Origin of the sequence: uncultured Chitinophaga sp. (genome assembly GCF_902168175.1) — a bacterium.
Taxonomy (GTDB): Bacteria; Bacteroidota; Bacteroidia; order Chitinophagales; family Chitinophagaceae; genus Chitinophaga.
The window spans coordinates 207,664-226,705 of record NZ_CABHOU010000025.1 but is presented as its reverse complement, the minus strand read 5'-3'; the positions used below and the strand labels follow the sequence as shown (position 1 = coordinate 226,705).

Annotated in this window: 13 protein-coding genes; 12 read left to right on the top strand and 1 reads right to left on the bottom strand. The window is 48.7% G+C overall.

Annotation, left to right across the window (positions count from 1 at the left end):
* Positions 1 to 44 precede the first annotated feature (44 nt).
* The 5 genes from ilvD (at position 45) to ilvA (ending at position 6,526) form a co-directional block, all read left to right on the top strand.
* A complete protein-coding gene (gene ilvD / locus QZT80_RS04325; protein ID WP_295118180.1) occupies positions 45 to 1,724 on the top strand; it encodes a dihydroxy-acid dehydratase in 1,680 nt (559 codons plus the stop codon).
* Positions 1,690 to 3,453, top strand: coding sequence for a biosynthetic-type acetolactate synthase large subunit (gene ilvB / locus QZT80_RS04320; protein ID WP_367112851.1), 1,764 nt, complete (start codon positions 1,690 to 1,692; stop codon positions 3,451 to 3,453). Before ilvD ends, ilvB begins: the two co-directional genes overlap by 35 nt.
* A gap of 37 nt (positions 3,454 to 3,490) precedes the next feature.
* Entirely contained in the window at positions 3,491 to 4,075 is a 585-nt protein-coding gene (gene ilvN / locus QZT80_RS04315; protein ID WP_295118177.1) for an acetolactate synthase small subunit, read from the top strand.
* An 84-nt stretch (positions 4,076 to 4,159) separates the two neighbouring features.
* Entirely contained in the window at positions 4,160 to 5,203 is a 1,044-nt protein-coding gene (ilvC, locus tag QZT80_RS04310; protein ID WP_295118174.1) for a ketol-acid reductoisomerase, read from the top strand.
* Between the two features lie 66 nt (positions 5,204 to 5,269).
* Positions 5,270 to 6,526 carry a threonine ammonia-lyase IlvA gene (ilvA, locus tag QZT80_RS04305; RefSeq protein ID WP_295118171.1) on the top strand — a complete coding sequence of 419 codons (1,257 nt, stop codon included), beginning with the start codon at positions 5,270 to 5,272 and terminating at the stop codon, positions 6,524 to 6,526.
* 64 nt (positions 6,527 to 6,590) lie between these two features.
* On the opposite strand, the gene QZT80_RS04300 is transcribed toward ilvA, so the two are convergent.
* A complete protein-coding gene (locus QZT80_RS04300; RefSeq protein WP_295118167.1) occupies positions 6,591 to 7,565 on the bottom strand; it encodes a glycosyltransferase family 2 protein in 975 nt (324 codons plus the stop codon).
* A 269-nt stretch (positions 7,566 to 7,834) separates the two neighbouring features.
* Between QZT80_RS04300 and QZT80_RS04295 the strand changes: the two genes are divergently transcribed.
* The 7 genes from QZT80_RS04295 (at position 7,835) to QZT80_RS04265 (ending at position 18,979) form a co-directional block, all read left to right on the top strand.
* Complete coding sequence (locus QZT80_RS04295) at positions 7,835 to 8,956, top strand: FAD-binding oxidoreductase (protein WP_295118164.1); 1,122 nt, start codon at positions 7,835 to 7,837, stop codon at positions 8,954 to 8,956.
* A gap of 79 nt (positions 8,957 to 9,035) precedes the next feature.
* Entirely contained in the window at positions 9,036 to 11,417 is a 2,382-nt protein-coding gene (locus tag QZT80_RS04290) for a glycoside hydrolase family 95 protein (protein ID WP_295118162.1), read from the top strand.
* A 9-nt stretch (positions 11,418 to 11,426) separates the two neighbouring features.
* Positions 11,427 to 12,908 (top strand): alpha-L-fucosidase, encoded by a 1,482-nt coding sequence (locus tag QZT80_RS04285; RefSeq protein ID WP_295118159.1) that lies wholly within the window; start codon positions 11,427 to 11,429, stop codon positions 12,906 to 12,908.
* A gap of 215 nt (positions 12,909 to 13,123) precedes the next feature.
* Entirely contained in the window at positions 13,124 to 14,797 is a 1,674-nt protein-coding gene (locus QZT80_RS04280; RefSeq protein WP_295118156.1) for a sodium/sugar symporter, read from the top strand.
* 123 nt (positions 14,798 to 14,920) lie between these two features.
* Complete coding sequence (locus QZT80_RS04275; RefSeq protein ID WP_295118153.1) at positions 14,921 to 16,408, top strand: FGGY family carbohydrate kinase; 1,488 nt, start codon at positions 14,921 to 14,923, stop codon at positions 16,406 to 16,408.
* Between the two features lie 48 nt (positions 16,409 to 16,456).
* The gene (gene xylA / locus QZT80_RS04270) at positions 16,457 to 17,785 is read left to right on the top strand and encodes a xylose isomerase (protein WP_295118150.1); all 1,329 of its coding nucleotides are present in this window, start codon (positions 16,457 to 16,459) and stop codon (positions 17,783 to 17,785) included.
* Between the two features lie 261 nt (positions 17,786 to 18,046).
* Positions 18,047 to 18,979, top strand: a complete 933-nt coding sequence (locus QZT80_RS04265; RefSeq protein WP_295118148.1) for a hypothetical protein — start codon at positions 18,047 to 18,049, stop codon at positions 18,977 to 18,979.
* The last annotated feature ends 63 nt before the right edge of the window (positions 18,980 to 19,042 follow it).

The following is a 19,042-nucleotide window of genomic DNA, read 5'->3' as shown; positions in this document are numbered from 1 at the left end:
TTTAAGTCAGAAATTACGGTATACAAGGAAACTTTTTGATAAAGATGGAATTAAATAAATACAGCAAAACACTCACACAGGACCCTACGCAGCCCGCTGCGCAGGCCATGTTGTACGGCATCGGCTTAACAGACGAAGACCTTAAAAAAGCCCAGGTAGGCATTGCCAGCATGGGTTACGACGGTAACACCTGCAATATGCACCTGAACGAACTTGCCCAGCAGGTTAAAACGGGTGTATGGGCAAACGACCTTGTAGGCCTTACCTTCCACACCATCGGCGTAAGCGATGGCATGAGCAATGGTACAGAAGGTATGCGTTATTCCCTGGTAAGCCGCGACCTGATCGCTGATTCCATCGAAACCGTGTGCGGCGCCCAGTACTATGATGCGCTGATCACCGTACCCGGTTGTGATAAAAATATGCCAGGCTCCCTTATAGCGATGGGCCGCCTGGACCGCCCCTCTATCATGGTATATGGTGGTACCATCCACCCTGGTAAATGGAAAGGGCAGGACCTGAATATCATCTCTTCTTTCGAAGCCCTGGGTCAAAAGATCGCAGGTCAGCTGGACGAAGGTGATTTTAAAGGTATCGTAATGAACTCTTGTCCTGGTGCAGGTGCCTGTGGAGGTATGTACACGGCAAACACGATGAGTTCTGCGATTGAAGCGCTGGGAATGAGCTTACCTTACAGCTCATCTAACCCGGCTTTAAGTGAAGAAAAGAAAGCAGAGTGCCTGGAAGCGGGTAAATACATCCGCCTCCTGCTCGAAAAAGATATTAAGCCCTCCGATATCATGACCTACAAGGCATTTGAAAATGCCATTACGGTAGTGATAGCGCTGGGTGGCAGCACCAATGCAGTACTGCACTTCCTGGCCATCGCCAAAGCGGTGAATATCAAATTTACCCTCGATGATTTCCAGCGCATCAGCGACAAAACACCGCTGATCGCCGATCTGAAACCTTCTGGTAAATACATGATGGAAGACCTGCACAACATTGGTGGTGTTCCTTTAGTGATGAAATACCTGTTACAGAAAGGCTACCTGCATGGGGATTGCCTCACCGTAACCGGCAAAACCATCGCAGAAAACCTGGAATCGGTGCCAGATATCGATTTCGGTAAACAAGACGTGATTTTCCCGCTGGAAACGCCACTGAAAGCAACAGGCCACATCCAGATGTTGTATGGCAACATCGCAGAAAAAGGTTCTGTAGCTAAAATTACTGGTAAAGAAGGCGAAACGTTCACCGGCCCCGCCCGCACATTCGATGGCGAATTTGAACTGATCGCAGGTATTACCAGCGGTAAAGTGAAGAAAGGCGATGTAGTGGTAATCCGTAACGTAGGGCCGAAAGGCGCCCCCGGTATGCCGGAAATGCTGAAACCTACCTCCGCCATCATTGGTGCCGGTTTAGGTAAAAGCGTAGCCCTTATCACCGACGGCCGTTTCTCAGGTGGTACACACGGCTTCGTAGTAGGCCACATCGTACCTGAAGCGGTAGAAGGCGGTGCGATCGGACTGGTGCAGGACGACGATATTATTGAAATAGACGCCATAAACAATACGATTAATGTGAAGTTGACGCCGGAAGAACTGGCGGCCAGAAGGGCCAAATGGGTAAAACCAGCCCTGAAGGTAACGAAGGGCATATTATTCAAGTACGCAAAACATGTTAAAGATGCAACAGAAGGATGTGTTACCGATGAAGACTGAGAAGTCTGACAAGCGGCCCGCACCAGCTCCGGTAGCTGAACCAATTACCGGCGCAGAAGCGGTGATCCGTTCCCTGATCGCAGAAGGCGTGGATACCATTTTCGGGTATCCTGGAGGAGCCATCATGCCTATTTACGACGCTTTATACGACTTCCAGGTCTCAGGCCAGGTCAATCATATTTTGGTCCGTCACGAACAGGGTGCTACGCACGCCGCACAAGGTTATGCACGCAGCTCTGGCAGAACAGGTGTGGTGTTTGCAACTTCCGGCCCCGGTGCTACCAACCTGGTAACAGGTTTGGCAGATGCTTATATGGACTCTACCCCTATGGTAGCCATTACCGGCCAGGTAGCAGCTGCATTGCTCGGTACCGACGCGTTCCAGGAAACGGATGTGATAGGCATTACCATGCCCATCACCAAATGGAACATCCAGGTAACCCGCCCGGAAGATATTCCAGGCGCAATTGCCAAAGCATTTTATATCGCGAAGAGCGGCCGCCCAGGCCCCGTTCTGGTTGATATTACCAAAAACGCACAGTTCGGGAAGCTCGATTTTGCTTACGAAGCCTGCGAATACATACGCAGTTATCATCCTAAACCAGTGTTAGACCTGGAACAGATCGATGCTGCTGCGGCGCTGATCAATGCATCTAAAAGACCGTACATCCTGTGCGGCCATGGCGTATTGATTTCCGATGCACAAAATGAACTCATTGCCTTTGCTGAAAAAGCAGGCATACCGATCGCTTCTACATTGCTGGGCTTAAGTGCAGTACCGGTAGATCATCCGCTGTACGTGGGTTACCTTGGTATGCATGGCAACTACAGTCCTAACATTAACACCAACGAGTGTGATGTGCTGATTGCTGTAGGTATGCGCTTCGACGACCGTATTACGGGCGATGTAAGCACCTACGCCCGCCAGGCGAAAGTGATACACATCGAAATCGACGAAGCCGAAATACATAAGATCATTAAGGCCGATGTGGGTGTGCATGCCGATGCGAAAGAAGCATTGCAGGCACTGATCGGTAAAATAGAGCCGAAAGAAACCAAAGAGTGGCTGGCTTCTTTCAAAGAGCTGGACAAACAGGAAGACGAGAAAGTACGCAACAAAGAGTTGTACCCTACTGAGGGCGAACTTAAAATGGCGGAAGTGGTACGCCTGATCTCCGAGAAAACCGGCGGCGAGGCCATCCTCGTAACCGATGTTGGTCAGCACCAGATGGTTGCTTCCCGTTACTATGGCTTCAAATCTCCCAATACCAATATCACCTCGGGTGGCATGGGTACGATGGGGTTTGCATTGCCAGCTGCGATGGGCGCTAAAGTAGGTAAAGAGGAAAGAGAAGTAGTGGCCATCATCGGCGACGGCTGTTTCCAGATGACACTACAGGAGTTGGGCACGATTTATCAATCTAAAATTGGTGTGAAGATCGTGATCCTGAACAACAACTTCCTGGGCATGGTGCGCCAGTGGCAACAACTGTTCTTCGACCGTCGTTACTCATCTACCGAAATGACCAATCCCGACTTCGTACAAATTGCGAAAGGATTTTACATCCCCGGTAAAAAAGTAAGCGAACGTGCCGAGATCGGTGCCGCAATCGACGAAATGCTGAGTACACCAGGAGCATATTTGCTGGAAGTGGTGGTGGAAAAAGAAGACAACGTATTCCCGATGGTGCCGGCAGGCGCGCCTATTTCAACCATCAGGCTCGACTAGTACCATCATCCTAACCACTTAACAGAACACAGAAACAATGCAAAAGGAATATACAATAACGGTGTACACGGAGGATCGCATAGGCATCACCAACCGTATCACCATTATATTTACAAGAAGGCGCATCAACATTACCAGCCTTACCACTTCCGAAACGGAGATACCCGGCGTTTACAAGTTCGTGATCACTGTACTGGCTACCCGCGAACTGCTGGACAAAGTCGTACTGCAAATCGAGCGACTGATCGAAATTCACCGTGCATTTGTGCATGAGGAAGATGAGGTGGTTTACCAGGAACTGGCTTTGTACAAAGTATCTACCAAATCGTTACAGAACGGCAATATCGAAAGGCTTATCCGCGATAATCATGCGCGCATCCTTACCATTGCCGAAGATTATTTCGTGATAGAAAAAACAGGTCATCAGCAGGAACTGCTGGATTTGCTTAAGAAACTGGAACCATACGGGCTGATCGAGTATACGAAAAGTGGCCGTGTAGCTATAGTTAAATGGAGCCGCAGGTTCCATGAGCACCTGAAGAATTTATCGCAGAAACAAGCAGATAACTTACCTCCTGGAACTACTCATCCCGAGAGCAACAAGGCAGGCATATCTTTATAAAACTACATTCAATCACAAGCAAATTTTCAAACAGCCACTGCCTTCTCTCTACGTTGGAGGTAGCGGGTAAACAAACACAAACACATGGCAACTATTAATTTTGGCGGTGTACAGGAAGAAGTAGTAACCAGGGAAGAATTCCCTATGGAGAAAGCAAGAGAATTTCTGAAAGATGAAGTTATTGCTGTTATCGGTTACGGTGTGCAAGGTCCTGGCCAGGCGCTTAACCTGAAAGACAATGGTTTCAACGTAATCATTGGACAAAGGAAAAATTCCAAAACATGGGATAAAGCCGTTGCAGACGGATGGGTTCCCGGTCAAACCCTGTTTGAAATCGAAGAAGCCGCTCAAAAAGGCACGATCATTCAGTTCCTGCTGTCTGATGCTGGTCAGATCACCCTGTGGCCTACCCTGCAAAAACACCTGACTCCTGGTAAAGCCCTGTATTTCTCTCATGGCTTTGGTATCACTTATAAAGAGCAGACTGGTATTATTCCTGCTGCCGACGTAGACGTAATCCTCGTAGCTCCTAAAGGTTCTGGTACTTCACTGCGCCGCCTGTTCCTGGCTGGTCAGGGTCTGAACTCGAGCTTCGCTATCTTCCAGGACGCAACCGGTAAAGCCCGTCAGCGCGCAATCGCTCTGGGTATCGGTGTTGGTTCCGGTTACCTGTTCGAAACTGATTTCAAAAAAGAAGTATTCTCTGACCTCACCGGCGAACGTGGTTCACTGATGGGTGCTATCCAGGGTATCTTCGCTGCCCAGTACCAAACACTCCGTAGCAACGGCCACTCTCCATCAGAAGCTTTCAACGAAACTGTTGAAGAACTGACACAGTCGCTGATGCCACTGGTAGCCGAAAACGGTATGGACTGGATGTATGCTAACTGTTCTACTACTGCTCAGCGTGGTGCGCTCGACTGGTGGAAGAAGTTTAAAGAAGCTACTCAGCCTGTATTTGACGAGCTGTACGCAAGCGTTGCCGCTGGTAAAGAAGCAGCCCGCTCTATCGCTTCAAACAGCACACCAGACTACCGCGAAAAGCTGGACGCAGAACTGAAAGAACTGCGCGAAAGCGAAATGTGGCAGGCAGGTGCTGCAGTTAGAAAACTCAGACCTGGTAAATAAACCATAAATTTGTGTCAACCGGCTGCATATGCAGCCGGTTGATTTTTTAAAGCCAACCATCAAAAAATGCCCGGACTATTGACCCTTGTAGATGTACGAAATATACTGGAGGCAGCCCGTTCGCTGAAGCCAGTGGTCCGTCGCACGGAACTTACTTACAGTGCAAGCCTTTCGAGAAAATATAAGTGTGATGTATATCTGAAAAGAGAAGATATGCAGATCGTACGCTCCTACAAATTGCGCGGCGCTTATAACCTCATTAGCAGCCTGCCAATGGAGCAGTTGAGGAAAGGGGTAACCTGCGCCAGTGCAGGCAACCATGCCCAGGGTTTTGCCTATAGCTGCAAACAGCTCGGCATTCACGGCGTTGTATTCATGCCCATTATTACACCAAAGCAAAAAGTAAATCAAACCCGTATGTTCGGGGGCGAATTCATTGAAATCCGCCTTGTTGGCGATACTTTCGACGATTGCGCCATCGAAGCCCAGGCTTACACGCTGGAAAAAGGCATGACGTTTATTCCCCCTTTCGATAACCTGAAAATTATTGAAGGGCAGGGTACCGTAGCAGTGGAGATTCTTGAAGATTTGCAGGATATCGACTTCCTGTTCGTACCGGTTGGTGGTGGTGGCCTCGCTTCCGGCGTAGGCGCTTATTTTAAGACTTACAGCCCGCAAACAAAAATCGTGGGTGTGGAGCCGGAAGGTGCGCCCAGTATGCTTAAAGCGCTGGAAAATGGCGGCCCTGTAACACTTCCTGAAATCGAACGTTTTGTAGATGGTGCCGCGGTGAAACGCGTAGGTCAGATTCCTTATGAGATTTGTAAAGAGGTGCTGGACGAAATGAAACTGGTGCCCGAAGGCCGCATTTGCAGCACGATCCTCCGTTTATATAATGAAGACGCCATCGTGGTAGAACCTGCCGGCGCATTGTCTATCGCCGCGCTCGACGATTTTGCCGAAGAAATTAAAGGCAAAAAAGTAGTGTGTGTGGTAAGCGGCAGCAACAACGATATCGATCGTATGCAGGAAATAAAAGAGCGCTCTTTGTTGTACGAAGGCCTCAAACATTATTTCCTCATCCGCTTTGCCCAGCGCCCCGGTGCTTTAAAAGAATTTGTAAACCATGTACTGAGTCCGGACGACGATATTACCCGTTTCGAGTTCATACAAAAACATAACAAAGAAACCGGTCCTGCGCTTATAGGTGTGGAGCTAAAAAATAAAGAGGATTACGAAACGCTCATCGCCAATCTTAACAAATACAATATTAACTATACAGAACTGAAAAAGGACGATAACCTGTTCGGTTACCTGGTGTAATGATATGAAAAGCATAAAAAAACGGCCACCATGTGTGGCCGTTTTTTTATGCTGTATGCTAGTACTATACTGGTCTGTTTAACATGATATTGATAGACTGCTTCCATCTCACCGGAAAAGGTTTTGCCTTAAACGCCCGCTCTGCATCGTAACATTCGCGGCGTATTTCGTCAATGATCTGCTGATTGAACTGTAAAAAATTGCTGAGCCGTTTAAACATCCTGACTCTTTTCCTGCGGATATGTACCAGTTTTATAAGATCTTCTTCACTACAGGTCCGATCCATCTCGTTGCGCATTAGTTCAGGAATAGGGGCAACGCCCTGCATGAGCTGCGCTAACTTTTCGCCGCAACCCACCTGCTGGTTACAATGAACACGGTACTGAATAAGGGGTTCATCGATGTAATTAAGTACCCCCGCATTCACCGCTGCATACCCGATCCAGGCGTCGTGCCAAAACTTGTTCATCAGCTTAAAAGGAACAAGTGCAGGAATAAATTCTTTACTGATAGCTAAGGTTGCCCCGGTAACCATTTTATCATGGCGCAGCATGTACCTCAATAAGTCGTCTTTTGTTTTGATATACGACTGTGTTTCGGCCGTAAAGCGGTTAACTTCCAGCAAGCTATGTGGTAATTGCTCATCTTTTTCATTGATGATCGTTGCATCCGTAAAAAGCACCTTGTCTTCCGGGTGTTCTTCAAAATGGCGGATCATTCTGGCTACTTTATGTGGCAGCCATATATCATCATGATCGCTGAAAAACACCACATCGCCCTTGCATAAGGTAAGTAGCTGTTCAAAGTTTTTCCTGGCGCCCTGGTTTTCGGTATTGAAGATAAGGCGGAACAGTCCGGGATGATCGCCGGCATATTGTTCCAGTATCTGCCTGGTACCGTCGGTAGATAAATCATCAATAACCACCACTTCCTTCACAGGATGGGTTTGCCTGAGAATACTGTCTATTTGCCTGCGCAAAAATTGTTCTCCGTTGTAGGTACATAATCCGACCGAAGCCGTCAAATGCTGCATCATCATGTAGGTTTTCAAGGGTTTTCCATACTCATCAAAAAGGATAGGATCGATGAAACTATCGCTTATAGCGGGTTGTGTGCTATCGAATGTTGTGCGATCTTATAATTTGTCTTCCGCCTCTGTGTAACTTATAGGTTGTATGTTGTCAAGATATAAATAATTTATATATTTTTTTACTTTTTGTAATGTGGGAGGTGAGGTGGGCGGTTCCAGCCGTTTTGTATTATCCGGCTTGTTGCGCAGTTCGTAAAAACTTTGGTATCTTTCTCAAGATGATCAGTTACTGGGAACAACAAAGCCTGCTGCAGTACGATGATATCATCCTCGGTAGCGGTATTACTGGTCTTTCTGCAGCCATTACGCTGAAGGAAAACTACCCGCAGCGGCGCATCGCCGTGCTGGAGCGGGGTATTATGCCCACTGGCGCCAGTACCCGAAACGCCGGGTTCGCCTGCATTGGCAGCCTCACCGAAATACTGGCCGACCTTAAAACGATGCCTGCCGATCATGTGGTAGCCCTGGTAGAACTGCGCAAGGCCGGCCTGCATATGCTGCGGCAACGCCTGGGCGACCAGCGAATCGGCTACCGCGAAAATGGTAGTTACGAGCTTATTTCAGAAAAAGAAGCATATGCCCTTGCACATATCGAAGAAGTAAACCAGCTGCTCTGGCCAATCTTAGGGATGCCTGCTTACTTACCGGCTAATGAAAAAATAGCGGGCTTCGGATTTAACACTAAAGCCCTGGTAGAAAATAACTGCGAAGGGGAATTACATACGGGTAAAATGATGCGCGCCCTCATAGACCTTGCCATTGAGCGGGGCGTGGAGATTAAGACCGGATGTGAGGTATTGGGTTACGAGGAGGCTGAAAACGGCGTAAATGTGGTCGTACAACGCGAATGGATGAACGAAACCATCAGTTTTACGGCACAACGCCTCGCCATTTGTACCAACGCCTTTGCCAAGCAACTATTGCCCGCCGAAGATATTACGCCCGGCCGCGGTCAGGTGCTGGTTACACAACCTATACCAGGCCTGCCCTTTAAGGGTGTCTATCATTTCGACGAAGGGTATTACTACTTCCGCGAAATAGACGGCCGCATCTTGTTCGGTGGCGGCCGTAACCTCGACTTCGAAGGCGAAACAACCACGTCGTTCGAACTGAATATGCGTATACAGCAGGACCTTGAAGAGAAGTTGCGCACTGTCATTATCCCTGATATTCCCTTTACCATAGATATGCGCTGGGCTGGTATTATGGCCTTTGGTACCACTAAACGCCCTGTTGTGAAGCAGTTATCGCCCAGGTTATTTGTAGCTGCCAGGATGGGCGGTATGGGTGTAGCAATAGGCTCGGCCGTGGCGAAGCAGCTGGCTGAATTGATGGACTAAATTCGCATTTACTGATGGGTATTTAACAAAGCTTGCAGCCGTGAAAGGGAAAGACTAAATTTAAACAACTCGTTCCCATATGAAGAAGATCTATGCTATACTGGTGGTTATTACCACCGTTTTCCATGCGAGTGCGCAAACCAATAATCTCTGGTACCGGCAGCCTGCGGCAAATTGGCTGGAGGCCCTGCCCGTTGGTAATGGTCGTATGGGGGCCATGGTGTATGGCAGGCCTGATAAGGAGATTATTCAGATTACCGAGGAAAGTGTATGGGGTGGGCTTAAGTTTAACGACGCCAATCCCAATGCCTATAAAGTACTGGACTCGCTGCGTAAACTGCTGTTCACCGAAAAGAACAAGGAAGCGCAGGAACTGGCACAGGCCAACTTTGTAGCGGTTACCAGCGAAAACGGCAGCGAAGTAGCCCGTAACTTTCGCTCGCAGCAAACCCTGATGAACGTAAACATCGATTACGGTTTCACCGACTTCTCTAATTACCGCCGTGAACTGGATATAACAAATGGCGTGGCAACGGCTACTTTCAGCCACAACAGCGTAAACTATAAGGAAGAAGTATTTGCTTCTGCACCGGATAATGTGATCATGGTGCGCATTTCTGCTGATAAACCCGGTACGCTCAATGCAAGGCTTACGCTGGACAGGCCCGATCCGAAAGATACCTCGAGGCATCTGGTAGATTGTATCACCAAAACCACCGGCGCCAACCTCTTATTGCTGTCGGGCCAGATCAATGATAAAAATACCACCACTAAACGCGGCCCCGAAGGGCTGCACATGAAGTTTGCAGGGATGGTATGCGCGGTTAACACAGGCGGTAAAATAGTGCGGAGCAAAGATGCGCTGTCGGCGGAAAAGGCCGATGCTTTAGTGCTTTACATACAAGGTGCTACTAATTACGACTTCGCCAACCTGGATATCAACAAAGCGGCCGACCCGGTGCTGAAAGTGCAGCAGCTGATAAATACTTCGCGTTTGAAGGCTTATACCGCCGCAAAACTCAAGCATACCGCCGATCATGCCTCGTACATGCAGCGTGTAAATTTTACTTTGGGTGATGCAAAAACCGAAGTGCCCACGGACGAACGCCTGGCCAACGTGAAAAAAGGTGCGGAAGATCCGGAGCTGATCACGCACTATTATCAATACGGACGATACCTGTTGCTCGGTAGTTCCCGGCGTCCGGGTGTATTGCCCGCCAACCTGCAGGGCGTATGGAATAACTCCATCGATGCTCCATGGAATGCAGACTTCCACACTAATATCAACCTACAAATGAACTACTGGCCTGCGGAGATGTGTAACCTCACGGAAACCACGGCACCGCTGTTTGCCTTTATGAATAACATACGCGAACAGGGCCGCATCACGGCTAAGAAGATGTATAATGCCCGTGGCTGGGTAGTACACCACGCTACCGATGCCTTTGGCAAAACGGGTGTGCAGGCTAACGCTGCATTCGGCACTTTTCCACTGGCCTCCGCCTGGATGTGCCTGCACTTCTATGAACACTTCGCATTTACGCAAGATTATCTTTTCCTGAAGCAAAATGCATATCCTGTTATGAAGGAGCATGCCCTGTTTGTGGAAGATTACCTGGTGAGAAGTCCCGAAGGTTACCTGGTAACCGCCCCCGGCTCATCACCCGAAAACAAATACAAACACCCTGTAACCGGGGATCCTACGGGTATTTCATACGGTCCCACCATGGATAACCAGATAGTGCGCGAGTTCCTGACAAAGTGTATAGAAGCGGCTAACATCCTGCGCACGGATTCTGCTTCGGTAGCCAAATGGAAAGACATCTTATCGCAGTTACCGCCTACTAAACTTACGGCAGACGGTCGCATTATGGAGTGGATCAAAGATTATACAGAAGCCGAACCTGGCCACCGACATATTTCGCACCTCTTCGGTTTGCATCCCGGTACGCAACTCACAGAACAATCTCCTTCGCTGTTCGAAGGAGCAAGGCGTACGCTTGCCGGTCGTTTAAGCAGCGGGGGTGGGCACACCGGCTGGAGCCGCGCATGGATCATCAACTTTTATGCGAGGTTAAAAGATGGAGCGAAGGTGCAGGAACACCTGCAGTTACTGTTTTCCAAATCAACCTTGACTAATTTATTTGATACACACCCACCGTTCCAGATAGATGGTAATTTCGGCAGCACCGCCGGTATTACCGAAGCCCTGCTGCAAAGTCATACCAACTTCCTGGAATTACTGCCCGCACTACCTCCCTCCTGGAAAGAGGGCAAAATCAGTGGGCTGCGCGCACGCGGTGGCTTCGAAGTAGCCATGGAATGGAAAGACGGAGAACTGCAGTTGGCGAAGATCAAAGCTATTACCGGCAATAATGCCATCATCAAGTATAAAGACAAGCTTTTTCCGGTATCCATGGCCAAAGGCCAAGTGATGGAACTGGGCGAACAATTGAAATAAAATCCACGCATGAATACAACTATCAGGAAAATCCTGCTCGGCCTGGCGCTGCTGCCAGCTACCGCCAGCGCACAAAAGAAATACGAACCCACCTGGGAATCTATTGACAGCCGCCCGGTACCCGGATGGTTCGAGGACGCTAAGTTCGGCATCTTCATCCACTGGGGGGTATACTCGGTTCCCGCATGGGCGCCTAAAGGTGTGTACTCCGAATGGTACCAGTACTGGCTGCAAAGAAAACAGGTGTCCGGCAATAACAGTCCAAACGACCTTGCCGTATACAATTACCACAAAAACCGATTCGGCGAAAACTATTCGTATTACAGCTTCGCCGACCAGTTTAAAGCCGAGGACTACGACCCGGACGCCTGGGCTAAACTGCTGGAAAAATCGGGTGCCAAATACGTAGTACTCACTTCGAAACACCACGACGGCTTTGCCCTCTGGCCCAGTAAAGAAGCCAGCAAGGCTTTCAACCGCCCCTGGAACTCTATGGAAACGGGCTCGCACCGCGACCTGCTGGGCGAGTTGACGACTGCAGTGAAGAAAACACCGGTAAAAATGGGTTACTACTATTCTCTGTACGAATGGTACAACCCTTTATACACCTCTCAGCAATATGAAAAGTACGTAGATGAACACATGTTCCCACAAATCAGGGAACTGGTGAACAACTACAAACCCGATATCATCTGGACAGATGGAGAGTGGGAGCAAAGCGACACTACCTGGAAGTCGAAGGACATTATCGCCTGGATGTATAACGAAAGCCCGGTAAAAGAAAGCATCGTGGTAAACGACCGCTGGGGTAAAGGCATTCGTCAGAAGCATGGTGGTTACTACACCACCGAATACGAGGCGGGAGCTAAGTTTAACCGCCCCTGGGAAGAGTGTCGCGGCATGGGTTTTTCGTTTGGTTATAACCGCAACGAGGACATAGAGGACTATAACTCTCCGCAAGCCCTGGTACTGTTGCTCACCGATGTTGTGAGCAGTGGTGGCAACCTGCTGCTTGATATCGGTCCTGATGCACACGGAAAAATACCTCCTATCATGCAGGAAAGGTTGTTGCAGATCGGCAAATGGTTAGCTGTAAACGGTGAGGCCATTTATGGCACCCGCAAATGGAAACAGCCCGCTCAATGGACTGCCGGTAACCGCGAATACAAACAGAAAGGCGGCCATATGGCCAGCGGCGAATACATCTTAAAACAAACGGTAGATCCTGATCCGGAATTTGCGGTAAAACAGATATTTTTCACTGCGAAAGGCAACGATCTGTACGCCATCGCGCCCGTATTACCGGAAGGCAGGTGGCTGATCAAAGATGTAACACCTGCGGCCGGCACTACAGTGAAACTGCTGGGTTCCGATAAAAAGATAGGCTGGAAAAAAGTGGCCGGTGGTATCGAATTGGACGTGCCGAAATTCACCGCAAAGGAATTGCCCGGCGATTATGCCTATACATTTAAGCTAACGAATGTAAAATAACCGGCTTTCAACCAGGTAGGAGAGGGAGATGGGGCAAACCGCCACATCTCCTTTTTTTATTTGTATTTTACTATTTTAGAGGATGTGCCAGCTGGAACTTAGATTTTAAATAAATTTTTTAAGCTCTTTTTAATAAGGGTAGATTATACATTTAAATTTAAATCCTATATTGACACCGCAAATTTTTATTCAAATTACCACGTCACTGAAAACACATGAACAGTTCATTGCACTTCTACGATTATCTGGTATTTCTCTTTTATTTCATTGTTGTAGCGGGTTACGGTTTCTTCATCTACCGTCGTAAAAAGAAAGCTACTACCGATACCAAAGACTTTTTCCTGGCCGAGGGTTCGCTTACTTGGTGGGCTATTGGCGCTTCGCTTATTGCTTCCAACATTTCTGCGGAACAGTTCATCGGTATGTCGGGTAATGGTTTTTCTATTGGTCTGGCCATTTCGACTTACGAATGGATGGCGGCGGCTACGCTAATCGTAGTGGCGGTGTTCTTCCTGCCGATCTATCTGAAGAATAAGATCTTTACCATGCCGCAGTTCCTGTCGCAACGGTACAATGAAACAGTGAGTCTGATCATGGCCGCCTTCTGGCTGTTGCTGTACGTGGTGGTAAACCTTACCTCTATCCTGTACCTCGGCGCACTGGCCATTACTACTATTTCCGGCATTAACTTCTATGCCTGTATGGTGTTGCTCGCGGTGTTCGCGATCTTCATCACGTTGGGCGGCATGAAGGTGATTGGTTATACGGACGTAATTCAGGTGTTTTTCCTGATACTCGGTGGTTTGGCCACTACTTACCTGGCGCTGAGCCTTGTAGGCGACACATTCGGTACGCCTGGCGTTGGAGGTGGTCTTAAACAACTGTTCGCACAGGCGCCCGATCATTTCCACATGATATTAGATAAGGATGATAAGAGTTTCCTTGACCTGCCGGGGCTATCGGTATTGATTGGTGGTATGTGGATCGTGAACCTGAACTACTGGGGTTGTAACCAGTATATCACCCAACGTGCCCTGGGCGCCGATCTTAAAACGGCCCGTAATGGTTTGCTGTTCGCTGGTTTTCTGAAACTGTTGATGCCTGTAATCGTAGTACTGCCTGGTATCGCGGCTTATGTAATGCATCAGAAAGGTATGCTGCAGGCGGAAATGGTGAAAAATGGTGAACTCAATCCTGATAACGCCTACCCGGTGTTGCTGAACATGCTGCCTATCGGTCTTAAAGGTCTGTCATTCGCAGCGCTTACAGCCGCTGTAGTGGCTTCACTCGCTGGTAAGGCCAACTCTATCGCTACCATCTATTCACTCGATATCTATAAAAAACTGATCAAACCTGCCGCTACTGAGAAAGATGTAGTGAGGATGGGCCGCATCGTGGTAATCACTACCATGGTTATTGCTATCGTGATCTCCAACTTCATGGGTATCGATAAAAAGGGTGGTTTCCAGTTTATCCAGGAGTATACAGGTTTCGTTTCCCCAGGTGTATTCGCGATGTTTATCCTCGGTTTCTTCTGGAAACGTACTACCTCCAATGCTGCTATGTTCGCGATGATCGGTGGCCTGGCGCTGTCGTTCCTCCTGAAGTTCCTGCCTAATTGGGTGGATCTGTCGCCGCTGTACAACATTGCACTGGCTGTACCCAACGCAAAAGGTATTTATGAAATTGCGTTCATCGACCGTATGGGCATCGTGTTCCTGTTCTGTGTAATAGGTATGGTGATCATCTCACTGGCCGATCCTAAGAGCAAAAACAATCCGAAAGGCCTGGAAGTGGATGCTTCTATGTTCAAGCCTGCCCCGGCCTTTACCCTTGGCGCGGTATTGATTTGTGGCATCCTGATCGCACTTTACACTATATTTTGGTAAAGAATAGGGTATGATTTCGTAAAATCACCGCTAATCTTTCATATTCTCGTAGTCCCTTTGTATTTTTTCGACCCGAAATACAAAGGGACTACTTTTTTAAACAAGTTTGAAAATTCTGCGATTATGTACTTTTTAGGATTAGATATAGGTTCTTCCTCCATTAAAGCCGCCCTGCTGGACGCTGTATCGGGTAAAGCAGTAGCCTCGGCCGCCAGCACCGACAAAGAATTACCTATCAATGTGCCGCAGGCCGACTGGGCCGAACAAGATCCGGAGTCGTGGTGGAAAGAGGTACAGAAAGCAGTAGCCCTGCTGAAAAAACAACAGGCTTTTGCACCGAAAGACATCCTGGCTATCGGCATTGCTTACCAGATGCACGGTTTAGTTTGCGTAGATAAAAATCAGCAGCCCCTCCGCCCCTCCATCATCTGGTGCGATAGCCGCGCCGTTGGTGTAGGGAACAAAGCTTTACAACACCTTGGCGAAAAGTATGCGCTGGAGCATCTGTTAAACGCCCCCGGTAACTTTACCGCCTCCAAACTGCGCTGGGTAAAGGAAAACGAACCGGAAACCTATGCACAGATCGATAAGATTATGCTGCCGGGCGACTTCATCGCCATGCGCCTCACCGGTGAGGCCTGCACCACACTGTCTGGCCTCTCTGAAGGTATTTTCTGGGACTTCAAAGAACAGCAACTCTCCAAACCACTGCTGGACTTCTACGGCATCGATGAAAGCCTGCTATCGAAAATAGTTCCCACCTTCGGCGACCAGGGACGGGTAACGAAAGCTGCGGCAGAATTACTGGGTATTGCTGAAGGTACCCCGGTAACTTACCGTGCAGGCGATCAGCCTAATAACGCTTTTTCCCTGAACGTGCTGCAGCCCGGCGAGGCCGCCACTACTGCAGGTACGTCCGGCGTGGTATATGCCGTACACGATCAACCTGCTTTCGATGCGGAAAGCCGTGTAAACACTTTTATACATGTAAACCATACGGCCGAAGCAACAAGAAATGGTGTGCTGATGTGCCTCAACGGTACGGGCATTCTTAACAGCTGGCTGAAGCACCAGGTGAGCGGGGCGTCTTATGAAGATATGAATGCCCGGGCATCCAAGGCTCCACTGGGGGCGGATGGGTTGCGGGTGTATCCTTTCGGTAACGGTGTAGAGCGCATTCTCGCCAATAAACCATTCGGCGGCAGCTTCCAGCACCTGAATTTCAACGTTCATCAGCAGGAGCACCTGCTGCGCGCAGGTCAGGAAGGTATCGTGTATGCACTTACGTATGGTATGGATATTATGCGCCAGATGGGCCTGAAAATCGAGCGGGTGCGTGCGGGTAAGGCAAATATGTTCTTAAGTCCGCTGTTCCGCCAGGCGTTTGCGAATACGGCGAATGTAACGATCGAGTTATATAACACAGATGGCGCACTGGGTGCTGCAAGGGCTGCCGGCGTAGGCATCGGTTATTATAAGGAAATGAAGGATGCCTTTAATGGTATGGAATGCCTGGCGACCATAGAGCCGGACGCTACGCTCAGCAAGGCCTATGGTGATGTGTACGGCCACTGGAAAGGTGGTTTGCAGCAAATGCTGAAGCAGGGTTAAGATTATTCGGTAATTTGGATCGTTATCTGGAAACTTAAAATTATAGATATGAGCATCACTTTAGGAAACACGGAGTATTTTAAGGAGATAGGGCAGATAAAATATGAAGGCCCACAGTCGGACAACCCATTTGCCTATAAATGGTACAACCCGGAACATAAGATCAATGGTAAAACCATGAAAGAGCTGTTCCGCTTCGCCGTATCCTACTGGCATACCTTCTGTGGTACCGGCGGCGACCCTTTCGGGCCGGGCACCAAACAATTTCCATGGCTGCTGTCGCCCGATCCGGCGCAGAGTGCGAAAGATAAGATGGACGCGGCTTTCGAGTTCATCACCAAACTGGATGTACCTTACTATTGTTTTCATGATATCGACCTGGTGGATGAAGGGGAGAGCCTGGCTGAGTATGAAACCAGGTTGCAGCTCATCGTAGAGTATGCGAAACTAAAGCAGGCCGAAAGTGGCGTTAAGCTGCTTTGGGGCACCGCTAACGTGTTCAGCCACCCGCGTTATATGAACGGGGCCTCTACCAACCCCGATTTTTCTGTACTGGCCTACGCCGGCACACAGATCAAAAATGCCATAGACGCTACCATCGCTTTAGGTGGCGAAAACTATGTGTTCTGGGGCGGCCGCGAGGGTTATATGACATTGCTGAATACGGATATGAAACGCGAACAGGAACACCTGGCCCGTTTCCTTTCTATCTCCCGCGATTACGCGCGCAAGCAGGGCTTTAAAGGCACTTTCTTTATCGAACCTAAGCCCTGCGAGCCCACCAAACACCAGTACGATTACGATTGCGCAACGGTAATTGGCTTCCTGCGTCATTACGGCCTTGACAAAGACTTTAAGATCAATATCGAAGTGAACCACGCCACACTCGCTGGCCACACTTTCCAGCATGAGTTGCAAACGGCTGCCGATGCTGGTATGCTGGGCAGCATAGATGCTAACCGTGGCGACTATCAAAATGGATGGGATACCGACCAGTTTCCCAATAACCTGAACGAAATGGTGGAAACGATGCTGGTGATCCTGGAAGCGGGTGGTTTTGCCGGCGGCGGTGTTAACTTCGACGCCAAAACCCGTCGCAACTCTACCGACCTTGAAGATATCTTCCACGCCCACATCGGTGGTATCGATAATTTTGCCCGCTCGGCTATTATCGCTGATAAAATACTGCGCGAATCGCCTTACAAACAATTCCGTAAAGACCGCTACGCCTCGTTTGATAGTGGTAAGGGCAGGGAGTTTGAGGAAGGCAAACTGACGCTCGAAGATCTTCGCACGTTTGCCCTGGCCAATGGCGAGGCCAAACAAACCAGCGGACGCCAGGAATGGCTGGAAAACCTGGTAAACAGGTACATTTAATCGCTTTTGATACGGTTGAAGCGGGGAGGGTTAAACCTTTCCCCGCTTTTTTTGTTGTCTGAAATAAAGGGTTAATTGACAAAATCAACATCCGCCAACCGATTATGATTTATTTGTTAATAGTGTGGAAATTCAATGCCATGGCAGATTTGAGTGAGGTGTGCCGGCACTCCCCGCCATTATCTTTTATAGAATTATTGACCTATCTGCGGAAACTATCTAAAACACTTCGTAATTTAACCGCACAATTCAGGAAAGACAATGGGCTTTAGCATTAATCGAAATGAAGAAAACGGTTTCTATGTTATCACTTTAAAGGATAATGTTAACAATACACAGGTGGATATAGTACCCAACTACGGGGCCATGTTGCACGGTTTTAAAATACAACACGACGGAAAACCGCTTAACCTCATAGATAACTATAACGGACTCGACGAATATAACGAGGAAGTACGTACCAGCTTCAAAAGCGTAAAACTCAGTCCCTTCGCCTGCCGCCTTAGAAATGGCAGCTATATATGGGATGGTCTTGAATATAACATCGAAAAATCACCGATACACGGGCTGCTGTTCGACGCGAACTTTGAAGTAATTGAAGAGGAAATAACTGCCCGTCACGTAGCCATTACACTCGAGTACGAATATAATGGTGAAGATCCTGGTTACCCGTTCCCCTTTACTATTCATACACATTTTAAGCTGATGGGCTGGAACGAGCTTAAGCTATCCACCCGCATTACCAACCGTCACACCGGTCCTATTCCGATCATGGACGGCTGGCATCCGTACTTTACTACCGGTACACCTGTAGATCAGTTGGAGCTGCAGTTCTTTGCCAATGAAATAGTGGAGTTCGATAGCAGCCTGATCCCAACCGGCAGGCTGGTGCGTTACCAGAACTTTAAAAAACTGACCAGCCTTAACGGGGTTACACTCGATAATTCCTTTACCCTCAATTTCATACAGCCTCAGCCAATGTGCCGGTTGTACGATCCGGTAAAAGGTATCACCATCGCGCTTTCGCCCGAAGAGAGTTACCCGATACTCCAGGTTTACACACCGCCTCACCGTAACAGCATCGCCATAGAAAATCTGAGTGCCCCTCCGGATGCATTCAACAATGGCATTATGCTTAAAAGACTGGCTGCCGGTAAAAGCACAGATTACACCACGACTATCAAGGTGAGCTGATCCGTTTGGCACGGATTTGGCCTCTGAAAAGTGATTTTCCCCTGATTGTTCACGCTTAAACCT